This is a genomic window from Candidatus Tachikawaea gelatinosa, assembly GCF_000828815.1.
GTDB classification, from domain to species: Bacteria; Pseudomonadota; Gammaproteobacteria; order Enterobacterales; family Enterobacteriaceae; genus Tachikawaea; species Tachikawaea gelatinosa.
This window is the reverse complement of the sequence record NZ_AP014521.1, coordinates 75,995-96,399: the sequence shown is the minus strand read 5'-3', so window position 1 is coordinate 96,399 and position 20,405 is coordinate 75,995. Positions and strand designations below refer to the sequence as shown.

Here is a 20,405-nt window from a genome sequence, read left to right as displayed (position 1 = left end):
TGAGGTAATTTATAAAAAATTTTGATTAATATTTATAATAAATTTAATAAATACTTGTAAACTTAATGCAACATCTGTATCTAAAACAGATTCGTTTGGATTATGACTAATTCCTTTTTTACATCTAATAAAAATCATTCCAGTAGGACAACGTTTAGCAAAGGAAATTGCGTCATGACCAGCGCCACTATATATTTCTATAGTACGTTTTTGAAAATATTTTATTGTTTTCAACAATATTTCTTGCAATTTTTCATCAAAAAATACTGAAAACGAATGATATTTTTTTTTATATATGAACGTTGTTTTATAAAAATATGATATTTTTTTTGCATAATTTAATATTTCTTCTAAAAAATTATCTAATATTATATTATCTATACTTCTGAGATCTAAAGAAAAAACAATACTTTCTGGAATAACATTAGTTACATTAGGAAAACAATTAAACTTACCGATAGTACTAACAATTTTTTTGCTATATTTTTCTTTTTGTATATTTTTTCTTAAAAACATCAACCATTCAGAAAAAGCAAAAAATACATCTTTTCTACAAGACATAGGAACAGTACCAGCGTGACCAGATTCACCTATAAATTTACATTCTAAATGATACATGCCATTAATTCCTTTTACCACAGCTAACGGTAATTTTTCCAAATATAAATAAGGTCCTTGTTCAATATGCAATTCTAAATAGGTAATAAAATCGTCTTTAGCACGAGATGCTTTATTAAAAAAATTAGGATTTAATCCAAAACCTTCCATTGCTCGTTTTAATGAAATTCCTTTATTATCTATTATATTCAGCCAATCTTTTATCCATTCCCCTATTATTCCTTTGCTACCTAGAAATGGTATTCCAAACCTTACACCTTCTTCATCAGCAAAACCAATTACTTCAATGGCAAAATTAAAACGTAAATTTTTTTTATGAAACCAATGAACAATTTCTATTGAACTTAATACACCTAATATTCCATCATATTTTCCTGCATTTTTTACTGTATCTAAATGTGATGCCATAAGAATAGCAGATGAATTTAATGTATTACCTTCATAACGACCACAAATATTACCTACCTCATCTTGCCATGTTTTCATACCAGCTTTTTGCATCCATTTTTCAACTATGATATTTACATGTTTATGTTCTTTTGAAAGATATAATCGTGTAATTATGTTTTTATTCTCACTAATTTTTCCTAAAATATTACAGCGTTTCATAACGCTTTTTGCCATTTTTTTTGCTTCATCAAAAGTTATTAAAATTTTGTTCATTATAAGTCCTTTTTTTTAACTCATTTTATCATAGTGATTCCATGCTTCTTGTAAAGCATGACCATGATTTATTTTAAAACCTAAACGATGTAGCGTTGATTCTAATGCACTTAAAGTTTGTAAAACACAATCTCTTCTTGCATTATATCCCATCGTTCCAATTCTCCATATTTTTCCATATAATGGACCAAAAGAAGTGCCGATTTCGATGCCAAAATCGTTAAGCATTAATGAACGTACTTGTTCACCATTTATTTTTTTTGGAATAATAATTCCAACAACATTATTCATTTTATTTTTTATATCACCAAAAATTTTTAAACCCATACCTAATATTCCTTTTAGTAAGGCATCACCGTGTAATTTATGACGTTTAATGTTTTCTTCAAGACCTTCTTCTAAAATAATTCTAGCGCACTCACGAACTGCAAATAGTGCAGTAGTTGATTCAGTATGATGATTTAAACGTTTAGCTCCCCAGTAATCAATTATCATTGATAAATCAAAATAATTTGAAGATATGTATTTTTTGTTTATTTTATCTAAAGAATTACGTAAACCTTCTTCTATAGATTTCCTGTTATTAATGATACCTTCCATTTTTTTATTAATAGTAATAGGAGAACTGCCAGAAGGACCTCCTAAACATTTTTGCATACCTACAGAAACTGCATCTAATTCCCAATCATCAGTTTTTAAAAAGTTTCCAGCAATAGTAGCTGTAGCATCAGTATAAAAAAAAACGCTATATTTTTTACAAATTTTTCCTAAATCAGATAAAGGTTGTAACATTGTTGTAGAAGTATCTCCATGGACAATAAACAAAAAATTTGGTTTAATTTTTTTAATATAGTGTTCAATTTTATTTGCACTAAAAACTTTCCCCCAAGCAACTTCTATTCTATAAACTTTTGCGCGACATCTATAAGCAACTTCGCATAATAAATAACCAAAACGACCAAAAATAGGAACTAAAACTTTATCCCCAGGTTTTATTATAGAAACAAAAATAGATTCAATACCAGCTCTTGATGTACCGTTTACAATTAAAGTACAAAAATTTTTTGTCATAAATAATTGACGATATAATTGCATAACTTCATCCATATAATTAATCATTATCTCATCATATTGTCCAATTATATTACTAGACATTGCTTTTAATACTCTAGGATCAACATTTACTGGTCCAGCACCCATAAGCAATCTTTGAGGAGGATTTATTTGTTTATATATATTATTCTTCACAGAAGATAACCATTATTAATATTTATTAAGTAAAAACTATAATTTTATTATAAATGATAGTTAGTTAAATGATTTTTTAAAATAAAATATAATTTTTAATTCTTTTGTTTTATATAAAAATTCATTAAAAGTTTTTTTAAATAAAATAGTTGTACATTTATATTAAAAACTAAAAATATGCAAAGCAATATGTCTGTTAATGGAATGGTTGTTACTCCTCACCATTTAGCTAGTTCAAGCGGATTAAAAATATTACGTAAAGGTGGAAACGCAATTGAAGCAATGGTATCAGCTGCAGCAACCATTTCAGTAGTTTATCCTCATATGAACGGATTAGGAGGTGATGGATTTTGGATTATTATGTTCCCTAAAGAAAAACCTATAGCTATTGATGCAAGTGGATTTTCTGGGTCATTAGCTAACATAAAATACTTTAATAACAAAAAAACTATTCCTTATAGAGGTCCACAATCAGCATTAACAATTGCAGGTACTGTTAGTGGATGGGAAAAAGCATTAAATTTAATAAAAGAAAAAAAAATTTTGCAATCCTTTTCTATTTATGAATTATTAAATGATGCAATTAATTATGCAAGTAATGGTTTTCCAATCACTTTATCACAAAGTATTATGACTGAATCTAAAAAATTAGAATTAATTAATCAACCTGGTTTTTCTAAAATTTTTCTAAAAGATAATAAAAATATTTATAAACCTGGTGACCTTTTTTTTCAACCTGAATTAGCAAAAACATTAATAAATTTAAGTAAAGATGGTTTAGATAGTTTCTATCGAGGAGAAACAGCGTGTAAAATAGCAAAAGGTATGTTAAAACTAAATATTCCTATTACTTTAAATGATTTAATGAGTTATCGTGCACAATCCCATGTTCCTTTATATTTGTCTCATAGTAAAGGAAAAATATGGAATACAATGCCTCCAACCCAAGGTTTTGTTGCTCTAGTTATATTAGGAATTATTGATAACTTATCTAAAATTAATTATAAAAAAGAATCACATAATATTCATTATATTGTCGAAGCAACAAAAATAGCTTTTTTTATGCGCGATAAATATATCACTGATCCTATTTATATGAACAAAAATTTACAATCATTACTTTCAAAAGATTATTTAAAATCTCTATTTGATAAAATAAATAAGCATAAAGCTACTGATTTTTTATATAATAGTTTTTTTAAAAATGATACTGTTTGGATGGGTGCTATAGATAAAAATGGTATTGCAGTTTCTTTTATTCAAAGTATATATCATGAGTTTGGCAGTGGTGTTGTTATTCCTAAAACAGGAATTTTATGGAATAATAGAGGTTCATCTTTTGTTTTAGAACCTAAAAAAATATTAACTTTATTCCCTAAAAAAAAACCATTTCACACTCTCTGTCCTTCTTTAGCTATATTAAAAAATGGTAAATTAATGGTATATGGATCAATGGGTGGAGATGGACAACCGCAAACACAAGCAACAATTTTTCATCGATATGTAACACAAAATATACCACTTCAAGATGCAATTAGTGCGCCTCGTTGGTTATTTGGAAGAAATTGGGGTAAAAATTGTAACACCTTAAAACTCGAAAATCGATTTTTTATAAATATTTTAAAAGATTTAAAAAAAATGGGACATAACATAGAGATACTATCTCAATATAGTGAAAAAGTTGGTCATGCAGGTATAATTGTTCGTCATAGTAATGGAATATTAGAAGGTGCTTATGATCCACGTAGCAACGGAAGCGCATGTGGTTTTTAAAAAACAGATATTATATGAAAAAAAAAAATTGGATGAATTATATTCATCATATGGAAGATATTTTAGAACTAAAGATAAATAATACTAATCGTTTAAAATTATTATATCAATTAAAACAAATTGAAGAATTATCAATAATTTTAATGAGTTATCCAATCGAATATGATATAGAAATATCAGGAGTTTTTAATGCATGAATATTTTTGGACTAACTATTAAACAATTGAAATCAGCTATTCTTAAAAAGAAAATAAGTATCCAAGAAATCACGAAAGAAACGATAAAAAATATTCAAAAATATAATCCACAATTAAATGCTTGGATAACAATTACTGAAAAACGTATGTTGCTTGAAGCAACTAATCTTGAGAAAAAATATTTTAAAAACATTAAAAATTTACCTTTATTAGGAATACCCTATGGGGTTAAAAACATTTTTAATATAAAAAATTATATAACATTAGTTGGATCAAAAATTTTTAAAAAAAACAAACCCGCTATTAAAGATGCATGGACAATAAATAAATTGTTACAGTCAGGAGCTTTGTTAACAGGTGCATTAAATATGGATGCTTATGCATATGGTTTTACTACAGAAAATAGCGATTATGGTCCTACGCGTAACCCACATGATCATAAACGTATAGCAGGTGGTTCATCAGGAGGATCAGCTGCAGCAGTATCTGCAGGTTTAATTCCATTTTCGCTTGGAACTGATACAAATGGTTCAATAAGAGTACCTGCTTCTTTATGTGGAATTTTTGGGTTAAAACCAACTTTTGGACGTATTTCTCGAAACGGAGTGCACGTTTTTTCAAGCAGTTTAGATCATGTTGGTCATTTTGCTCGCTGTGTTGAAGATCTTGCACTTGTTTATAATGTTTTATGTGGACGTGATATACAAGATTGTTTTCAATCTTCTTATTCTGATAATTCGATGTATAATTTTAATTGTATTAAAAAAGGTGCAAAAGGATTAAAATGCGCTGTTCTTGGAGGTTTTTTTAAAAAGTGGTGTGATAAACATGCGAATCTAGCAGTTAAAAAAGTTGCTCAATCATTAAATATACAAGAAGAAATTATTTTACCTGAAGCAATTATAGCTCGTATATCTGCTTTTATTATTACAGCCTCTGAAGCTGGAAATAATTACTTACCATATTTACGTAAATCATTAAAAATGGATAGTTATTCATACCCTAGACTTTTAGCAGGTTCTATGATACCAAATACTTGGTATATTCAAGCTCAACGTTTTCGACGTATTTTTCAAAAAATTGTTGCATCTATTTTTAAAAAAATTGATATATTAATTGCACCATCTACTCCTTGTAGTGCTACTTTAATTGGACAAGAAAACATGATTATTAATAATACAAATTTTTCACCACGTGTGGCTATGGGGTTATTAACACAACCAATTTCTTTTATTGGTTTACCAGTTTGTAGCGTGCCATTAATGACTGATAAAAAATTACCAATTGGAATACAAATAATTGCTTCTCCATTTAAAGAAATAAATGCTTTAAGAATAGCTTGGGAATTAGAAAAAAAAGAAATATTATTGAAACCTAGGAATATTAGACTATAAAAATAAATTAAAATACTTAATTTTATAAATATTTTATTCAAAAAGAATAAGGAAAATTTTTTATCCAAAATTCAGCAATTTGTTGTCGTGTACAGATCCAAATTTTTTTATATTGTTGAATATAATCAAGAAAATTTTGCAATCCTTTGAACCGACCAGGTCGACCTAATATTCGACCATGCATTCCAATAGACATCATTTTAGGTGTGTTTTTTCCTTCTTTATATAAAACATCAAATGTATCACGTAAATATTTATAGAAATGTTCTGAAGTTCCAAATCCTTGTTGTGTAACAAAACGCATATCGTTACAATCTAATGTATACGGAATTATTAAATGAGGTTTTATGATTTTATTTTTACAAGTTACTTTTGTCCAAAAAGGTAAATCATCGCCATAATAATCACTATCATAAATGAAAGAACCATTTTCTACTATTAATCTACGGGTATTAGGACTATCCCTTCCTGTATACCAACCTGTTGGTTTTTTATTAAAAATTTTAATAAATATTTTTACTGCTTGATCTATATGTTTTTTTTCAATTTTCTCATTAATGTTTTGATAATTAATCCAACGAAAACCATGACTCACTATATCAAAGTAATTTGATTTAATTATTGATATGATTTCTGAATTTTTTTCTAATGCTATTGCTACAGCAAAAATCGTGAGAGGTAAATTTCTTTTTTGAAATTCTTTCATAATTCTCAAACAACCTACACGAGAACCATACTCATAAATTGAATCCATAGACATATGAATATTATTATATTCTTGTGCGTTTGTTATATCTGAAAGAAATTTTTCAGAAAATTTATCTCCATTTTGTATATGACTCTCTCCTCCTTCTTCATAATTTAAGACAAACTGAATTGCAATATTTGTGTTATTTGGCCAACGAAAATTAGGACTATTATTACCATAACCAATAAAATCACGTGAATATTTTATAGCGCATGTATTATTTTTTTTCAAATTCATCTTCATAGATTTAGCTTAAAATATATTTTAACTAAATTTTTCTATATTTGAAATTTATTTGTTTGTCAATTACTTTTGTTTGTACGTTAAAATAAATAAAAATCAACTATTCCATAAACAATTTTTATTTGTTTTTTTTATAATTTTTAATAATTTTATATGTTGTTCAATATCATTGGTTTTTGCATATATTATAGGTAAATTTAATACTTTGTTTTTTTTATGAATTTTATTATAATCAATATCTTTATCATAACTTTTCCTTTGATGAAAGGAAAAAGATATTTGACCACTTGTCATTAATAAATAAACTTGTGCAAGAATTTCAGCATCTAATAAAGCTCCATGCAAAATACGTTTATTATTATTAATGTTATAACGTGAACATAACGCGTTCAAACTGTTTCTTTTTCCTGGAAACAGTTTTCTTGCGATCTTTAGACTATCAGTTATTTTACAAAAATTTTCTAATTTAAATTTTTTTTTCATTAATAATGAAAATTCATAATCAATAAATCCTATATCAAAAGCTGCATTATGAATAATCAGTTCAGTATTCACAATATATTTAAAAAAACTTTTTGCAACTTCATTGAATTTTGGTTGGTTAGAAAGAAAATTATCTGATATACCATGTATATTAAATGCTTTGATATCTACTAAACGATTAGGTTTTAAGTAAACATGAAAATTTTTTCCTGTTAACTGACGATTAATAATTTCTACTGCTCCAATTTCAATAATACGATGTCCTTCATAATGTGCACCAATAGTATTCATTCCAGTTGTTTCAGTATCTAAAACAATTTGACGATTATTGATAATGTTCATATTTTTTTTAAATAGTAATTTATTAAAAGAAATGTATAAAAAAGTAATAATATTTATTGATGGTTCTTGTTTAGGAAATCCAGGTCCTGGTGGATATGGAATCATTTTACGTTATAATACATATGAAAAGCAAATGAGTGTTGGATATCATCTAACAACGAATAATCGAATGGAATTAATGGCAGCTATTGTTGCATTAGAAACAATTAACCAGGCTTGTGATATTAAAATTTACACTGATAGTCAATATTTAAATCAAGGAATTAATATATGGATAAAAAAATGGAAAATAAATAATTGGAAAATTAAACAAAAAACTGTTAAGAATATTGACTTATGGAAAAAATTAGATCACGTTATTAAATTTCATTATAAAATAAAATGGTATTGGTTAAAAAGTCATAATGGTCATAAAGAAAACGAAATTTGTGATATTTTAGCCAAAAAAGCTGCAAAATTTCCAGATCATATAGATACTGGATACATATATAAAAAATAATATTAATATGAATATTACAGGTGTATTAAGTTTAAAAGATAATTACATTTGGATTTTATATAACAAAAAAAAAGATTGCGTCATCATTGATCCAGGTGATACAAAATTATTAATAAATAAAATATATTCTAATAAATTATATCCTATTGGAATTTTTCTTACGCATAATCATGAAGATCATACAGGAGGAGTATATAATATATGCAAAATTTGGCCAAAAATAAAAATATTTGGTCCAAAAGAAATAACAAAAAAATATAATAACTATATCGTTGTTAGTAATAATAGTATTAATATTTTAGGAAAAAAAATTTTTGTAATATTAACACCAGGTCATACAATGGGACATGTTTCTTATTATATTAAACCTTATTTGTTTTGTGGTGATGTTTTATTTTCTGGAGGTTGTGGACGTTTATTTGAAGGAACGGCTAAAGATATGTATAATTCTTTAAATAGAATTAATAATTTACCCGAACAAACTATTATATGTCCTGGACATGAATATTCTTTAAATAATATGAAATTCTCTTATACACTTTTTCCAAAAGATGTATACTTTTCTTCATATTATAGGAAAATAAAAAATAAAACAAAAAAAACAAGAATAAATTTTCCAACAACTTTATCAAAGGAAAGAAAAATTAATATTTTTTTTCGCATCAAAGAAAAAAAAATAAAAAAATTTTTTCATGTTAAAACAAACTTTTTATGGGATATTCTTGCTTTATTACGTAAAAAAAAAGATACGTTTTAATGCAATATAAAAATTATTCTTAACAAGAAAATTATTATATATATAAAAAATTTTTGAATTAACTATTCATCAAATTCTTATCATAAAATTCATAATGAATAAATCTACATTAATAACGTTTCAAAACATTATACGCATTTTAAAAAAATATTGGTCAGATAAAGGATGCAATGTATTACATCCCATAGATTTAGAAGTTGGTGCTGGTACATCTCATCCTTTTACTTTTTTTGGTGCAATTAACAATGAACCTATGTCAGCAGTTTATTTACAACCTTCACGTCGTCCAAATGATGGACGTTATGGAAAAAACTCTTATCGATTACAACACTATTATCAATTACAAGTTATTATTAAACCTCCTCCTCAAAATATACAAGATATATATATAAATTCTTTAAAAAGTATTGGAATAGATTTAAAAAAGAATGATGTTCAATTTATCGAAGATAATTGGTCAAACCCAAGTTTAGGCGCTTGTGGAGTGGGATGGGAAGTTTGGATGAACGGAATAGAAATTACTCAATTTACTTATTTTCAACAAATGGGGGGTATTTCTTGCAAACAAATTAGTGTAGAAATAACTTATGGTTTAGAACGATTAGCTATGCATGTTCAGCAAAAAAATAATGTTTATGATATCATTTGGGATGAAAATTTATTTAATAAAATTACTTACGGTGATTTTTTTCTTAAAAATGAACAAGATCAATCTGCTTATAATTTTGAATATGCAAACGTTGATTTTCTTTTATATTGTTTTAACCAATACGAAAAAGACATACAACACTTAATTAATTTAAAAAAACCTTTACCTATTTCAGCTTACGAATTGGCGCTAAAAGCAATACATTGTTTTAATCTAATGAATGCTCGTCAAGCTTTTTCAGTTACTGAACGTCAAGACTATATTTTACGACTTCATAAATTAACTAAATCTATTGCTAAAACTTATTGTAAGCTAATGAGAAAAATATAAAAAATTGTCATATTATAAATTATTATGAATAAACAAACTTTTTTAGTAGAAATTGGAACAGAAGAATTACCACAAAAAATATTGCACAATTTATCAAAAAATTTTTGTAATCATTTAGTATCCGAAATAAAAAAATTAAAAATAATGCATGGTAATGTAGAAATATTTGCAACATCAAGAAGATTAGCTATAAAAATTTTTAAATTACATGAATACCAGTTAGATCAAAATATTAAAAAAATTGGTCCTTATTTTTCTTCTATTTTTGATCTAAATAAAAAAATTCCTAAACCTGCTGAAATTTGGGCGTTTAAAAATAAAATTGATATTTTAAAAACTAAATTCTTAGAAAGAAATAACGGTTATTCTTTAATTTATTATCAAAAAATAAAAGGTAAATTAACAAAAATCTTATTACCTGAAATTATAAAAAAAACTTTGGAAAAAATCTCTGCTCCATATTCCATGAAATGGCATATGGATATTACACCTTTCGTACGACCTATCCGTACAATCACAGTTTTATTAGACAATGAATTAATTAATATGAAACTGTTTAATATACAGTCTAATCGTTATATAAATGGGCACCGTTTTTTAGGAAAAAATAAATTATTTTTAAATCATGCTAATGAATACCCATCTATTCTTTATAAGAATAACCAAATAATTGCTGATTTTAATGAAAGAAAAGAAAAAATTAAAAAAGATATTAAAAGCACTGCTAGAAAGTTAGGTGGAATTATTAAATTTAATAGTGCATTACTTAACGAAATTAATTCTTTAGTTGAATCCCCTAACATATATTATGGAAGTTTTGATAAAAAATTTCTTATTATACCTCAAGAAATTCTTATATATATTATGGAAGTAAAACAAAAATGTTTTCCAATATATGATATTAATCATAATTTACTAAAAAGTTTTATTTTTGTTGCTAATATTAAATCTAAATCTTCTACAATTATTGTTGCTGATTATGAAAAAATTTTATATTCACATTTTTCTGACATTCTATTTTTTATTACTCAGGACATGAAAATCAATTTTGCAGATCGTTTATTGAAACTTAAGCAAATTATTTTTCAAAAAGATTTAGGAAATATGTACGATAAAACAAAAAGAATTAAAAAATTGTCAATATGGATTGCTAATACACTTAATATAGACGATAAGCTTATAAAACGTACAGCATTATTATCCAAATGTGATTTAGTTACTCAATTAGTAAACGAACATCCAGATCTTCAAGGAATAGTAGGTATGTATTACGCACTTAATAATGGAGAAAAAAAAGAAATTGCTATTGCTTTAAAAGAACAATATTTACCTCGGTTTTCTAATGATATACTGCCTTCTAACATAATCGGATCTATTTTAAGTATTGCAGAAAAAATTGATGTAATTACGGGTATAATGATTTTAGGAAAAATTTCAAAAGGAAACAGTGATCCTTTTGGATTAAGACGTGCAGGTTTAGGATTATTAAAAATTATTGTTCACAATCGTTTTCATATCGATTTAAATAATTTAGTTGAAAAATCTATTGAATGCTATAATCAATTACAGCAAACAAAAAAAGAGATAATTATTGATTTCCTTTTAAAGAGATTACTCTCATGGTATAAGGATAAAAAATATAATTCAAACGTTATTAAATCGATATTAATTTTTCGACCTACAAAACCTATGAATTTTGATGCTAAAGTTAAAGCTATTACGTTATTTTACAATTCAAAGCAAATAAACGCTTTACTTGATTTAAATAAACGTATTATTAATGTTTTTTCTAAAATAAATAAAAATGTTGTATTACCTGATAAAATAAACGTTAAATATTTAGTAGAACATGATGAAATTAAATTATTTCAAGTTATTAATCAAATCAATAATATTATTGATCATTTAATAGAACAAAACAACTATGAAAGTTTATTGAACGAAACAATGAGTTTAATAAAACCAGTAAATAATTTTTTCAAAAATGTAAAAATTAACGTTACAAACAAAAAATTATATAAAAATCGATTATTAATTTTAAAAAATATAAAAGAAATTTTCTTAAAAATTGCAGATTTTTCTTTTTTAAAAAACAGTGAATTATAACATCTGTATTTTTAGCACTTTTTAATTTTTATAAATGATACATACACTATGTCTAAAAAAATTAGTTATTATTTATATAATTTCTTTTTTTTGTACTTAATGTAATGTTTGCTCTGATCGAAGAGAGATCAGTACAAAAATATTATAACTCTCTTATTCTTACTTATTTTATATTAAATGATATTCTCTTTAAGAATTTTTTTTTAAAATATTAAAGTTCTAATATCAATATGCTATATTTTTTCTCAAAATTATACGTTTTATATTTATTTTTTTTTATTTTTTGAAATTTTTTAAAGCTTTTATATATTTATTTACAATGCATATAATATATTATAAATATTCTATACATATTACATATGCTTATTGCTATTTTAATGATAATAAAAAATAAATTTTTTAATATTTTTAAATAAATTTAAGGTTACACAATCAATAAAATCTTGTTATATTAAAATAACGAATACAAATTATTTAAAGATTTTTTAGATATAAAAAAGTCTTTAATAATTACTTCTAAAAAAAATGCAATACACTATAACTATTATTAGTAGCTTTAATAAATATTTTTTATCATAAAGTAACAATAATCATTCCCATAAATTGGTTATAAAATAACGAATAATTATATTCTTCAATGTTTTTCTTATATTGTTTTAATAAATTTACAACTTTTTTAGAAAAAATATAAAAAATCATTAATAAAAATAATATTTTTCCAGTTTTATTAAAAATAAAATTGTATGATAAACTGTGTATACAGTTTCTTCAGTAAATGAATTAAATATTTTTAATAACTATTTTAGTATATTTTTGATATAAATGTTTAAATCAATAAAAATATTCAATCAATAGGACGTTTAAGATAAATATTATGTTTTATGTTTTTTACATTACAATTTTATGAAAAATAAATTTTATATTTCATATTAATTATTATTAAAAAATTTGCTGATTTTTATAAAAATAAATTATCGTTAGTATTATAATTATTTTAAAAAATAAAAATATTATAGATCATTTATTTTTATAAAAAATAATGATTCTAAAAAAAATTTATATTTTTTAAAAATTTTTAATATCAACTAATACTAATAAAGCTGCTGTACCGCCAAAAATTTTTATTGCTTGATGAAATGCAATAACATGAGGATGCTGAGCTAACCAAAGAGGTATCTGTTTTTTTAAAATATGTTCACCATGCCCATGCATAACATTAGCGCAAAATAATTGTTGATCACGACAAAACATAATTAATGAAGCTAACTTCATTTTAGCTTGCCTTTGATTTAATCCATGTAAATCAAGAAAAATTTCTGGTTTATAATATCCTCTACTTAATTTTTTTAATTCTTTATTGTATATATTGTTACGTACATATCGTATTGGAGATTCAAAAGATAACAATTGATTATAACTAGTAAAATAATGCGAATGATTTAGTTCATTTAAAAAACTTTTACTAATTAATTTCTTATCTGTTTTTTGCTTTTTATACGTAATTACATCTTGTTTTATGCGATAAGTATCGTACATAACTTGACGAAAAAGTATTTTATCACTTTTATTAATACCTTTATTATTCATATAAATGTTCTTTTATCATATTTAGATATAAAAATAATTTTTGTATTGAATTACTTTATTTTCTATTATTTTATGTAAGAATAACTTATTTATTTAACTTAGTATAAAAAATAATGGAAAACATGTTTATTAATGAAGCAATTAATGAATTAAAAACTCTACAAGATATGCTCAGATGGGCAGTAAGTTGTTTTGAATCAGAAAATATTTATTACGGTCATGGAACAGATAATCCATGGGATGAAGCTGTACAATTAATTTTACCAACACTTTTTTTACCTATCGATTCTTTAGCTGAAAATATTAAAGAAGCTAAATTGACGTGGAGCGAAAGAAAAAAAATTATTGATAACATTATGTTACGTACAAAAAAACGTATTCCTGTTCCTTACTTAACTAATAAATCATGGTTTTGTAATTATGAGTTTTATATCGACAGACGTGTTTTAATCCCACGTTCTCCTTTTGGTGAAATAATTAATAATAATTTTAAAAATATTGTTTCTCATTCTCCTAAATTTATTCTTGATATGTGTACTGGCAGCGGTTGCCTTGCTATTGCTTCCGCATATGTCTTTCCTGAATCACAAATTGATGCTGTTGATATTTCTGCTGATGCACTTGCAGTAGCTAATATTAATATTAATAATCATTTTTTATTTCACCGTATAAAACTTATACATTCTGATTTATTTCTTCATATCCCTATTAAAAAATATGACTTAATTATAACTAACCCACCTTATGTAAATAACGAAGATATGCGAAATCTTCCAAAAGAATATCTTCATGAACCTCATATAGGATTATTAGGTGGGAATGACGGATTAAATTTTATCAATCGTATTTTGTTTATTGCTTCAGATTATATGAATGAAAATGGTATATTAATTTGCGAAGTAGGAAATAACATTGAAAATTTAAAAAAAAAATATCCTAATATACCTTTTACTTGGATTGAATTAAACAACGGTGGAAAAGGAGTGTTTTATTTAACTTTTCAGCAGATCATTGATTCTAAACAATATTTAATTTATTAAATATTGTAAATGAGGTGTTAATATGGCAGGAAATAGCATAGGTCAATCTTTTAGAGTTACTACTTTTGGAGAATCTCACGGAGAAGCACTCGGATGTATTATTGATGGTATGCCTTCTGGAATACCCATTACTGAAGATGATATACAATCTGAATTAAATCGTCGTCGTCCTGGATCATCTCATTATACTACAAAACGTCGTGAATTAGATAAAATAAAAATCTTATCGGGGATGTTTCAAGGAAAAACAACTGGTACACCTATTGGTTTATTGGTAAAAAATGAAGATCATCGTTCTCAAGATTATAATCAAATAAAAGATTTATTTAGACCAGGTCATGCAGATTATACATACCAAAAAAAATATGGATTTCGTGATTATCGGGGAGGAGGCCGTTCTTCTGCAAGAGAAACTGTTATGAGAGTTGCAGCAGGAGCAATTGCAAAAAAATTTTTAAAAATAAAATATAATATTCAAATATGTGCATATCTTTCACAAATGGGGGATATTGTTTGTGATTCTAAAAATTTAGATTTCATAGACAAAAATCCATTTTTTTGTCCAGATCCAGATAAATTAGATTCTTTAGATCTGTTAATTAGAACTTTAAAAAAAGAAAAAGATTCTATTGGAGCAAAAATAAGAATTTTAGTTAAGAATGTTCCTGTGGGTCTTGGAGAACCTGTTTTTGATCGTTTAGATGCAGATTTAGCTCATGCATTAATGAGTATTAATGCCGTAAAAGCAATAGAAGTTGGTGACGGATTTGCTGTAATAAATCAAAAAGGAAGTTTTCATCGAGATGAAATTGATAAAAATGGTTTTAAAACTAATCATTCTGGTGGTATGCTTGGAGGAATTAGTACTGGACAAGAAATAATATTAAATATTGCTATGAAACCTACTTCCAGTATTCAGAAACCATGTAATACGATTGATCGTTTTGGAAATGAAGTAAAAATAATTACTAAAGGACGTCACGATCCCTGTGTAGGAATACGAGCAATACCTATAGCTGAATCTATGGTTGCAATTGTTTTGATGGATCATATTTTGCGTAATTATTATTATCATGAAAATAAATAATAAAAATATCAAAAACATTAATATAAATTAAAACTTATATTAATACTTTAATTAAAATATAGGTAATTCATTAAATGAAACGTGCAGTAATTACTGGTATAGGAATCATTTCCAGTATTGGTAATAATAAAGAAGAAGTATTACAATCACTTTTAAAGGGTCAATCTGGAATCGTTTTTTCAGATGAAATGAAAAGCATTGGAATGCGAAGTCATGTTTGGGGTAATATAAAAATAGATGTTACTGGTTTAATAGATAGAAAAAACATGCGTTTTATGAGTGATGCATCTATTTATGCTTATCTTGCTACAAAAGAAGCTATTATAGATGCTAATATTTCTGATAAAGTTTATCAAAAAAATCCGCGTGTAGGATTAATTATTGGTTCTGGAGGAGGATCTCCTCATTTTCAAGTATTAGGTGCAGATGCAATGCGAAGTTCACGAGGTTTGAAAGCAATTGGACCATATATTGTTACAAAAGCAATGGCTTCTGGGATATCTGCATGTTTAGCTACATCTTTTAAAATTTATGGCATAAATTATTCCATTAGTTCTGCATGTGCGACTTCTACACATTGTATTGGTAATGCTGTTGAGCAAATACAGTTAGGAAAACAAGATATAGTTTTTGCTGGAGGTGGAGAAGAATTAAGTTGGGAAATGGCATGTGAATTTGATGCTATGGGAGCTTTATCTACTCAATATAATCACTTACCTAAAGAAGCATCCCGTACTTATGATATAAAACGTGATGGTTTTGTAATAGCTGGTGGAAGCGGTATTCTTATTGTTGAAGAATTAGAACATGCTTTATCTAGAAACGCAAAGGTTTATGCTGAAATTATAGGTTACGGCGCTACATCTGATGGTACAGATATGGTTGTTCCTTCTGGAGAAGGCGCTATACGCTGTATGAAAATGGCTATGAACAATGTTCAGAATCCAATTGATTACATTAATGCTCATGGAACATCCACAGTAATCGGCGATATAAAAGAACTTCTTGCAATAAAAGAGGTATTTTATCCAAATATTCCTTATATTTCTTCAACTAAATCTATGACAGGTCACTCTTTAGGTGCAGCTGGTGCTCAAGAAATTATTTATTCCTTATTAATGTTAAAAAATAATTTTATTGCTCCTAGTATTAATGTGAAAGAGTTAGATCCTCTTGCAAAAGATATGAATATTGTTACAAAAACTTTAAAAAAAAAGATAAACACAGTAATGTCTAATAGTTTTGGATTTGGTGGCACAAATGCTACACTAGTTTTATGTAGATATTAATTCTTTTATAAAGGAAGATATTATTAACTTTTAATCAAGGATACACTAAAATGGTATATTCTTGATTAAAAAAATTAATATTTATTACAGATGGTAAAAATTTTATGTTTTTTTTGCTATAATATAGTTGTTTTTTATAAACTTTTAAAAATTTATTATTCTATTTAAATTACAAAAAGATAACATTTTTAGTATTAACGAAAAGAGGTCAACAAATTTTCATGTTACGTGTTGTTAAAGAAGCATTAACTTTTGATGATGTACTATTAGTTCCTGCATATTCTAAAATTTTACCAAATGAAGTAAATCTTTGTACAAAATTAACAGAAAATATTCATCTTAATATTCCATTATTATCTGCAGCAATGGATACGGTTACTGAATCAAAATTAGCTATAGCATTAGCTAAAGAAGGAGGTATTGGATTTATTCATAAAAATATGTCTATTGAACACCAATCTAAAGAAGTGTTAAAAGTAAAAAAATATGAAAGTGGTGTAGTGAAAAATCCTAAAACGGTACTTCCTACTACAACTTTACGTGAAATAAAAAAATTAACTAAAAAAAATGGATTTGCAGGTTATCCTATCGTTAATAAATTTAATGAACTAATTGGCATTATAACAAGCAGAGATGTTAGATTTGTTAATAATTTAGATTTGCCAGTAACAAAAATGATGACACCAAAAGAACAATTAGTTACAGTAAAAGAAGGAGAAAACAGCGACATAGTATTAAAAAAAATGCACGAAAAACGTATTGAAAAAGTATTAGTAGTTGATAATAACTTTCATTTGTGCGGTATGATTACGGTTAAAGATTTCAAAAAGGCAGAAAGTAAACCTAATGCATGTAAAGATAATCAAGGATGTTTAAGAGTTGGTGCAGCTATTGGAATATCACAAGATAATGAAGATCGTGTAGAATCATTAATTAATGTAGGAGTAGACGTTTTATTAGTAGATTCATCTCATGGTCATTCAAAACATATAATAAAATTTATTCGTACAATAAGAAAAAAATATCCAAATATTGATATTATTGGTGGAAATATTGCGACAAGTGATGGAGCTTTAGCGTTAGCAAAAGCAGGCGTTGATGCTGTAAAAGTAGGAATAGGTCCTGGTTCTATTTGTACTACTCGTATTATTACTGGTGTTGGTGTTCCTCAAATAACAGCTATTTATGATAGCTTTGCTATATTAAAAAAAACAAACGTAAAAATTATAGCAGATGGAGGTATTCGTTTTTCTGGAGATATCGCAAAAGCTATTGCTGCAGGAGCACATTGTGTAATGGTAGGTTCCATGCTTGCTGGTACCGAGGAATCGCCTGGAGATATTGAAATGTATCAGGGTCGTGCATTTAAATCGTATCGAGGAATGGGTTCTATAGGAGCTATGTCAAAAGGTTCTTCCGAACGTTATTTTCAAAATACAGAAATAAATAATAAGTTTGTTCCAGAAGGCATTGAAGGAAGAGTTGCTTATAAGGGAACATTGCAAGATATTATATATCAACAAATGGGAGGTTTAAGATCATGTATGGGGCTAACTGGTTGTTTAAATATTCATGAGTTACGCTCGAAAACTAAATTTATTAAAATTAGTAATGCTGGATTAAATGAAAGCCATGTTCATGATATTACGATTACAAAAGAATCTCCAAATTATCATCGTACGGACTAAAACTTCTAAAAAATATTTCATGTTTTATAAAAAATTTGTAGTTATTTTTATGTAGGAATAAACTTTAATGATAAAAAAAGATAATAAAAATCGTATTTTAATTTTAGATTTTGGTTCTCAATATACACAGATATTGGCAAGACGTGTACGTGAATTAGAAATATATTGTGAAATTTATTTATGGAATACTACTATAGAAAAAATTCTTAATTTTTCTCCAAACGGCATTATTTTATCAGGTGGTCCAAAAAGCGCTACTGATAAGAATTATCCATCTGTAGATGATAAAATTTTTCATATTAATATCCCAATATTAGGTATTTGTTATGGCATGCAAATTATTATGAATCAGTTAGGAGGAAAAACAGAAAAATCTAAAGAATGTGAATTTGGATCAATTCAAGTAGAAATTACCAAAAAATCAAGTCTTTTGTTAAAAAATATATATGATAGTTTTAATTCACAAGGAAATCCATTATTAAATGTTTGGATGAGCCATATGGATAAGGTTATCATAATTCCTAAAGAATTTGATATAGTTGCACAAACAAAAAATTGCCCATTTGCAATTGTAGAACACAAAAAAAAAAAAATTTACGGCTTACAATTTCATCCTGAAGTAACGCATACTCTTCAAGGAAAAAAAATTTTACAGCGTTTTATTTATAATATTTGTAATTGCCATCCTTCTTTATGGACATCTGATAAGATAATCGACAATATTGTTATTAATATTCGTAAAAAAGTTAAACAAGATAAAGTAATTTTAGGTTTATCTGGTGGCGTTGATTCTTCAGTATCAGCGATATTATTAAATCATGCTATTGGTAAACAATTAACATGTATTTTTATAAATAACGGGTTAATGCGAATCAACGAAGCTGATAGTATTTTATCGATATTAAAAAATAAATTTAAACTAAAAATTATATATATACACGCAGAAAAAAAATTTTTGCAAGCACTTTCTAATGTAGAAGATCCAGAAAAAAAAAGAAAAATAATTGGAAATATTTTTATTGAAATTTTTGAAGAAACTGCAAAAAAATCTATTGAGGATATTAAATGGTTAGCTCAAGGAACAATTTATCCAGACGTTATTGAATCCTCCTCATCTCAAAAAGATATTTATTCTTATACATCAACTATTAAATCTCATCATAATGTTGGTGGTTTGCCTAAAAAAATGAACTTAAAATTAATTGAACCTTTAAGATATCTTTTTAAAGATGAAGTAAGAAAAATTGGATTAACATTAGGTTTATCTAAAGAAATAATTTATCGCCATCCTTTTCCAGGACCAGGTCTTGGAGTACGAATCTTAGGTACAATAAGAAAAGAATATTGTGATATCTTGAGACAAGCTGATCATATTCTAATAGAAGAATTATTTAATGCAGATTTATATTATAAAGTCAGTCAAGCTTTTACAGTTTTTCTTCCTATAAAATCTGTCGGAATCAAAGGTGATAATCGTCATCATGAATGGATAATTGCACTACGAATAGTAGAAAGCGTTGATTTTATGACTGCAAAATGGATATCGTTACCTTACTCTTTTTTAGATCATGTTTCTAATCGTATAGTAAATGAAATACGTGGAATATCGCGTGTTGTTTATGATATTACTAATAAACCACCTGCTACTATAGAATGGGAATGAT

17 protein-coding genes are annotated in these 20,405 nt (G+C 25.9%); 12 read left to right on the top strand and 5 right to left on the bottom strand.

The window, feature by feature from the left end; all coding sequences use genetic code 11:
• Positions 1 to 9: 9 nt before the first annotated feature.
• Positions 10 to 1,281, bottom strand: a complete 1,272-nt coding sequence (locus TGUWTKB_RS00420) for a Zn-dependent hydrolase (RefSeq protein WP_041062403.1) — start codon at positions 1,279 to 1,281, stop codon at positions 10 to 12.
• A 15-nt stretch (positions 1,282 to 1,296) separates the two neighbouring features.
• Positions 1,297 to 2,481 carry a pyridoxal-phosphate-dependent aminotransferase family protein gene (locus TGUWTKB_RS00415; protein ID WP_052459584.1) on the bottom strand — a complete coding sequence of 395 codons (1,185 nt, stop codon included), beginning with the start codon at positions 2,479 to 2,481 and terminating at the stop codon, positions 1,297 to 1,299.
• 225 nt (positions 2,482 to 2,706) lie between these two features.
• On the opposite strand from TGUWTKB_RS00415, the gene TGUWTKB_RS00410 reads away from it, so the two are divergent.
• The 3 genes from TGUWTKB_RS00410 to TGUWTKB_RS00400 are packed head-to-tail and all read left to right on the top strand — an operon-like array spanning position 2,707 to position 5,893.
• Positions 2,707 to 4,302 carry a gamma-glutamyltransferase family protein gene (locus TGUWTKB_RS00410; RefSeq protein ID WP_041062397.1) on the top strand — a complete coding sequence of 532 codons (1,596 nt, stop codon included), beginning with the start codon at positions 2,707 to 2,709 and terminating at the stop codon, positions 4,300 to 4,302.
• 14 nt (positions 4,303 to 4,316) lie between these two features.
• The gene (locus TGUWTKB_RS00405) at positions 4,317 to 4,499 is read left to right on the top strand and encodes an AtzG-like protein (protein ID WP_041063494.1); all 183 of its coding nucleotides are present in this window, start codon (positions 4,317 to 4,319) and stop codon (positions 4,497 to 4,499) included.
• Positions 4,496 to 5,893, top strand: a complete 1,398-nt coding sequence (locus TGUWTKB_RS00400; protein ID WP_041062395.1) for an AtzE family amidohydrolase — start codon at positions 4,496 to 4,498, stop codon at positions 5,891 to 5,893. Before TGUWTKB_RS00405 ends, TGUWTKB_RS00400 begins: the two co-directional genes overlap by 4 nt.
• A 37-nt stretch (positions 5,894 to 5,930) precedes the next feature.
• On the opposite strand, the gene puuE is transcribed toward TGUWTKB_RS00400, so the two are convergent.
• On the bottom strand, positions 5,931 to 6,884 hold the full coding sequence (puuE, locus tag TGUWTKB_RS00395; RefSeq protein WP_052459513.1) for an allantoinase PuuE: 954 nt from the start codon (positions 6,882 to 6,884) through the stop codon (positions 5,931 to 5,933).
• Positions 6,885 to 6,980: 96 nt separating this feature from the next.
• A complete protein-coding gene (dnaQ, locus tag TGUWTKB_RS00390; protein ID WP_041063492.1) occupies positions 6,981 to 7,709 on the bottom strand; it encodes a DNA polymerase III subunit epsilon in 729 nt (242 codons plus the stop codon).
• Positions 7,710 to 7,740: 31 nt separating this feature from the next.
• Here dnaQ and rnhA point away from each other — a divergent pair, with 31 nt between their 5' ends.
• The 4 genes from rnhA to glyS all read left to right on the top strand — a co-directional run bounded on the left by rnhA (position 7,741) and on the right by glyS (position 12,050).
• Positions 7,741 to 8,208, top strand: coding sequence for a ribonuclease HI (rnhA, locus tag TGUWTKB_RS00385; protein ID WP_041062392.1), 468 nt, complete (start codon positions 7,741 to 7,743; stop codon positions 8,206 to 8,208).
• A gap of 7 nt (positions 8,209 to 8,215) precedes the next feature.
• Positions 8,216 to 8,965: a hydroxyacylglutathione hydrolase gene (gene gloB / locus TGUWTKB_RS00380; protein ID WP_041062389.1), complete on the top strand. Its 750-nt coding sequence runs from the start codon at positions 8,216 to 8,218 to the stop codon at positions 8,963 to 8,965.
• A 94-nt stretch (positions 8,966 to 9,059) separates the two neighbouring features.
• Positions 9,060 to 9,944, top strand: a complete 885-nt coding sequence (gene glyQ, locus TGUWTKB_RS00375; protein ID WP_041062386.1) for a glycine--tRNA ligase subunit alpha — start codon at positions 9,060 to 9,062, stop codon at positions 9,942 to 9,944.
• Positions 9,945 to 9,968: 24 nt separating this feature from the next.
• Positions 9,969 to 12,050: a glycine--tRNA ligase subunit beta gene (gene glyS, locus TGUWTKB_RS00370; protein ID WP_041062383.1), complete on the top strand. Its 2,082-nt coding sequence runs from the start codon at positions 9,969 to 9,971 to the stop codon at positions 12,048 to 12,050.
• Between the two features lie 1,065 nt (positions 12,051 to 13,115).
• On the opposite strand, the gene smrB is transcribed toward glyS, so the two are convergent.
• Entirely contained in the window at positions 13,116 to 13,637 is a 522-nt protein-coding gene (gene smrB, locus TGUWTKB_RS00365) for an endonuclease SmrB (RefSeq protein WP_041062380.1), read from the bottom strand.
• A 113-nt stretch (positions 13,638 to 13,750) separates the two neighbouring features.
• Here smrB and prmB point away from each other — a divergent pair, with 113 nt between their 5' ends.
• The 5 genes from prmB to guaA all read left to right on the top strand — a co-directional run bounded on the left by prmB (position 13,751) and on the right by guaA (position 20,404).
• Complete coding sequence (prmB, locus tag TGUWTKB_RS00360; RefSeq protein ID WP_041062377.1) at positions 13,751 to 14,677, top strand: 50S ribosomal protein L3 N(5)-glutamine methyltransferase; 927 nt, start codon at positions 13,751 to 13,753, stop codon at positions 14,675 to 14,677.
• 22 nt (positions 14,678 to 14,699) lie between these two features.
• Complete coding sequence (aroC, locus tag TGUWTKB_RS00355) at positions 14,700 to 15,764, top strand: chorismate synthase (protein WP_041062374.1); 1,065 nt, start codon at positions 14,700 to 14,702, stop codon at positions 15,762 to 15,764.
• A 74-nt stretch (positions 15,765 to 15,838) separates the two neighbouring features.
• On the top strand, positions 15,839 to 17,053 hold the full coding sequence (gene fabB / locus TGUWTKB_RS00350) for a beta-ketoacyl-ACP synthase I (RefSeq protein WP_041062370.1): 1,215 nt from the start codon (positions 15,839 to 15,841) through the stop codon (positions 17,051 to 17,053).
• A gap of 221 nt (positions 17,054 to 17,274) precedes the next feature.
• Positions 17,275 to 18,741 carry an IMP dehydrogenase gene (gene guaB, locus TGUWTKB_RS00345; protein WP_041062367.1) on the top strand — a complete coding sequence of 489 codons (1,467 nt, stop codon included), beginning with the start codon at positions 17,275 to 17,277 and terminating at the stop codon, positions 18,739 to 18,741.
• A gap of 67 nt (positions 18,742 to 18,808) precedes the next feature.
• Positions 18,809 to 20,404: a glutamine-hydrolyzing GMP synthase gene (guaA, locus tag TGUWTKB_RS00340; RefSeq protein ID WP_041062364.1), complete on the top strand. Its 1,596-nt coding sequence runs from the start codon at positions 18,809 to 18,811 to the stop codon at positions 20,402 to 20,404.
• The last annotated feature ends 1 nt before the right edge of the window (position 20,405 follow it).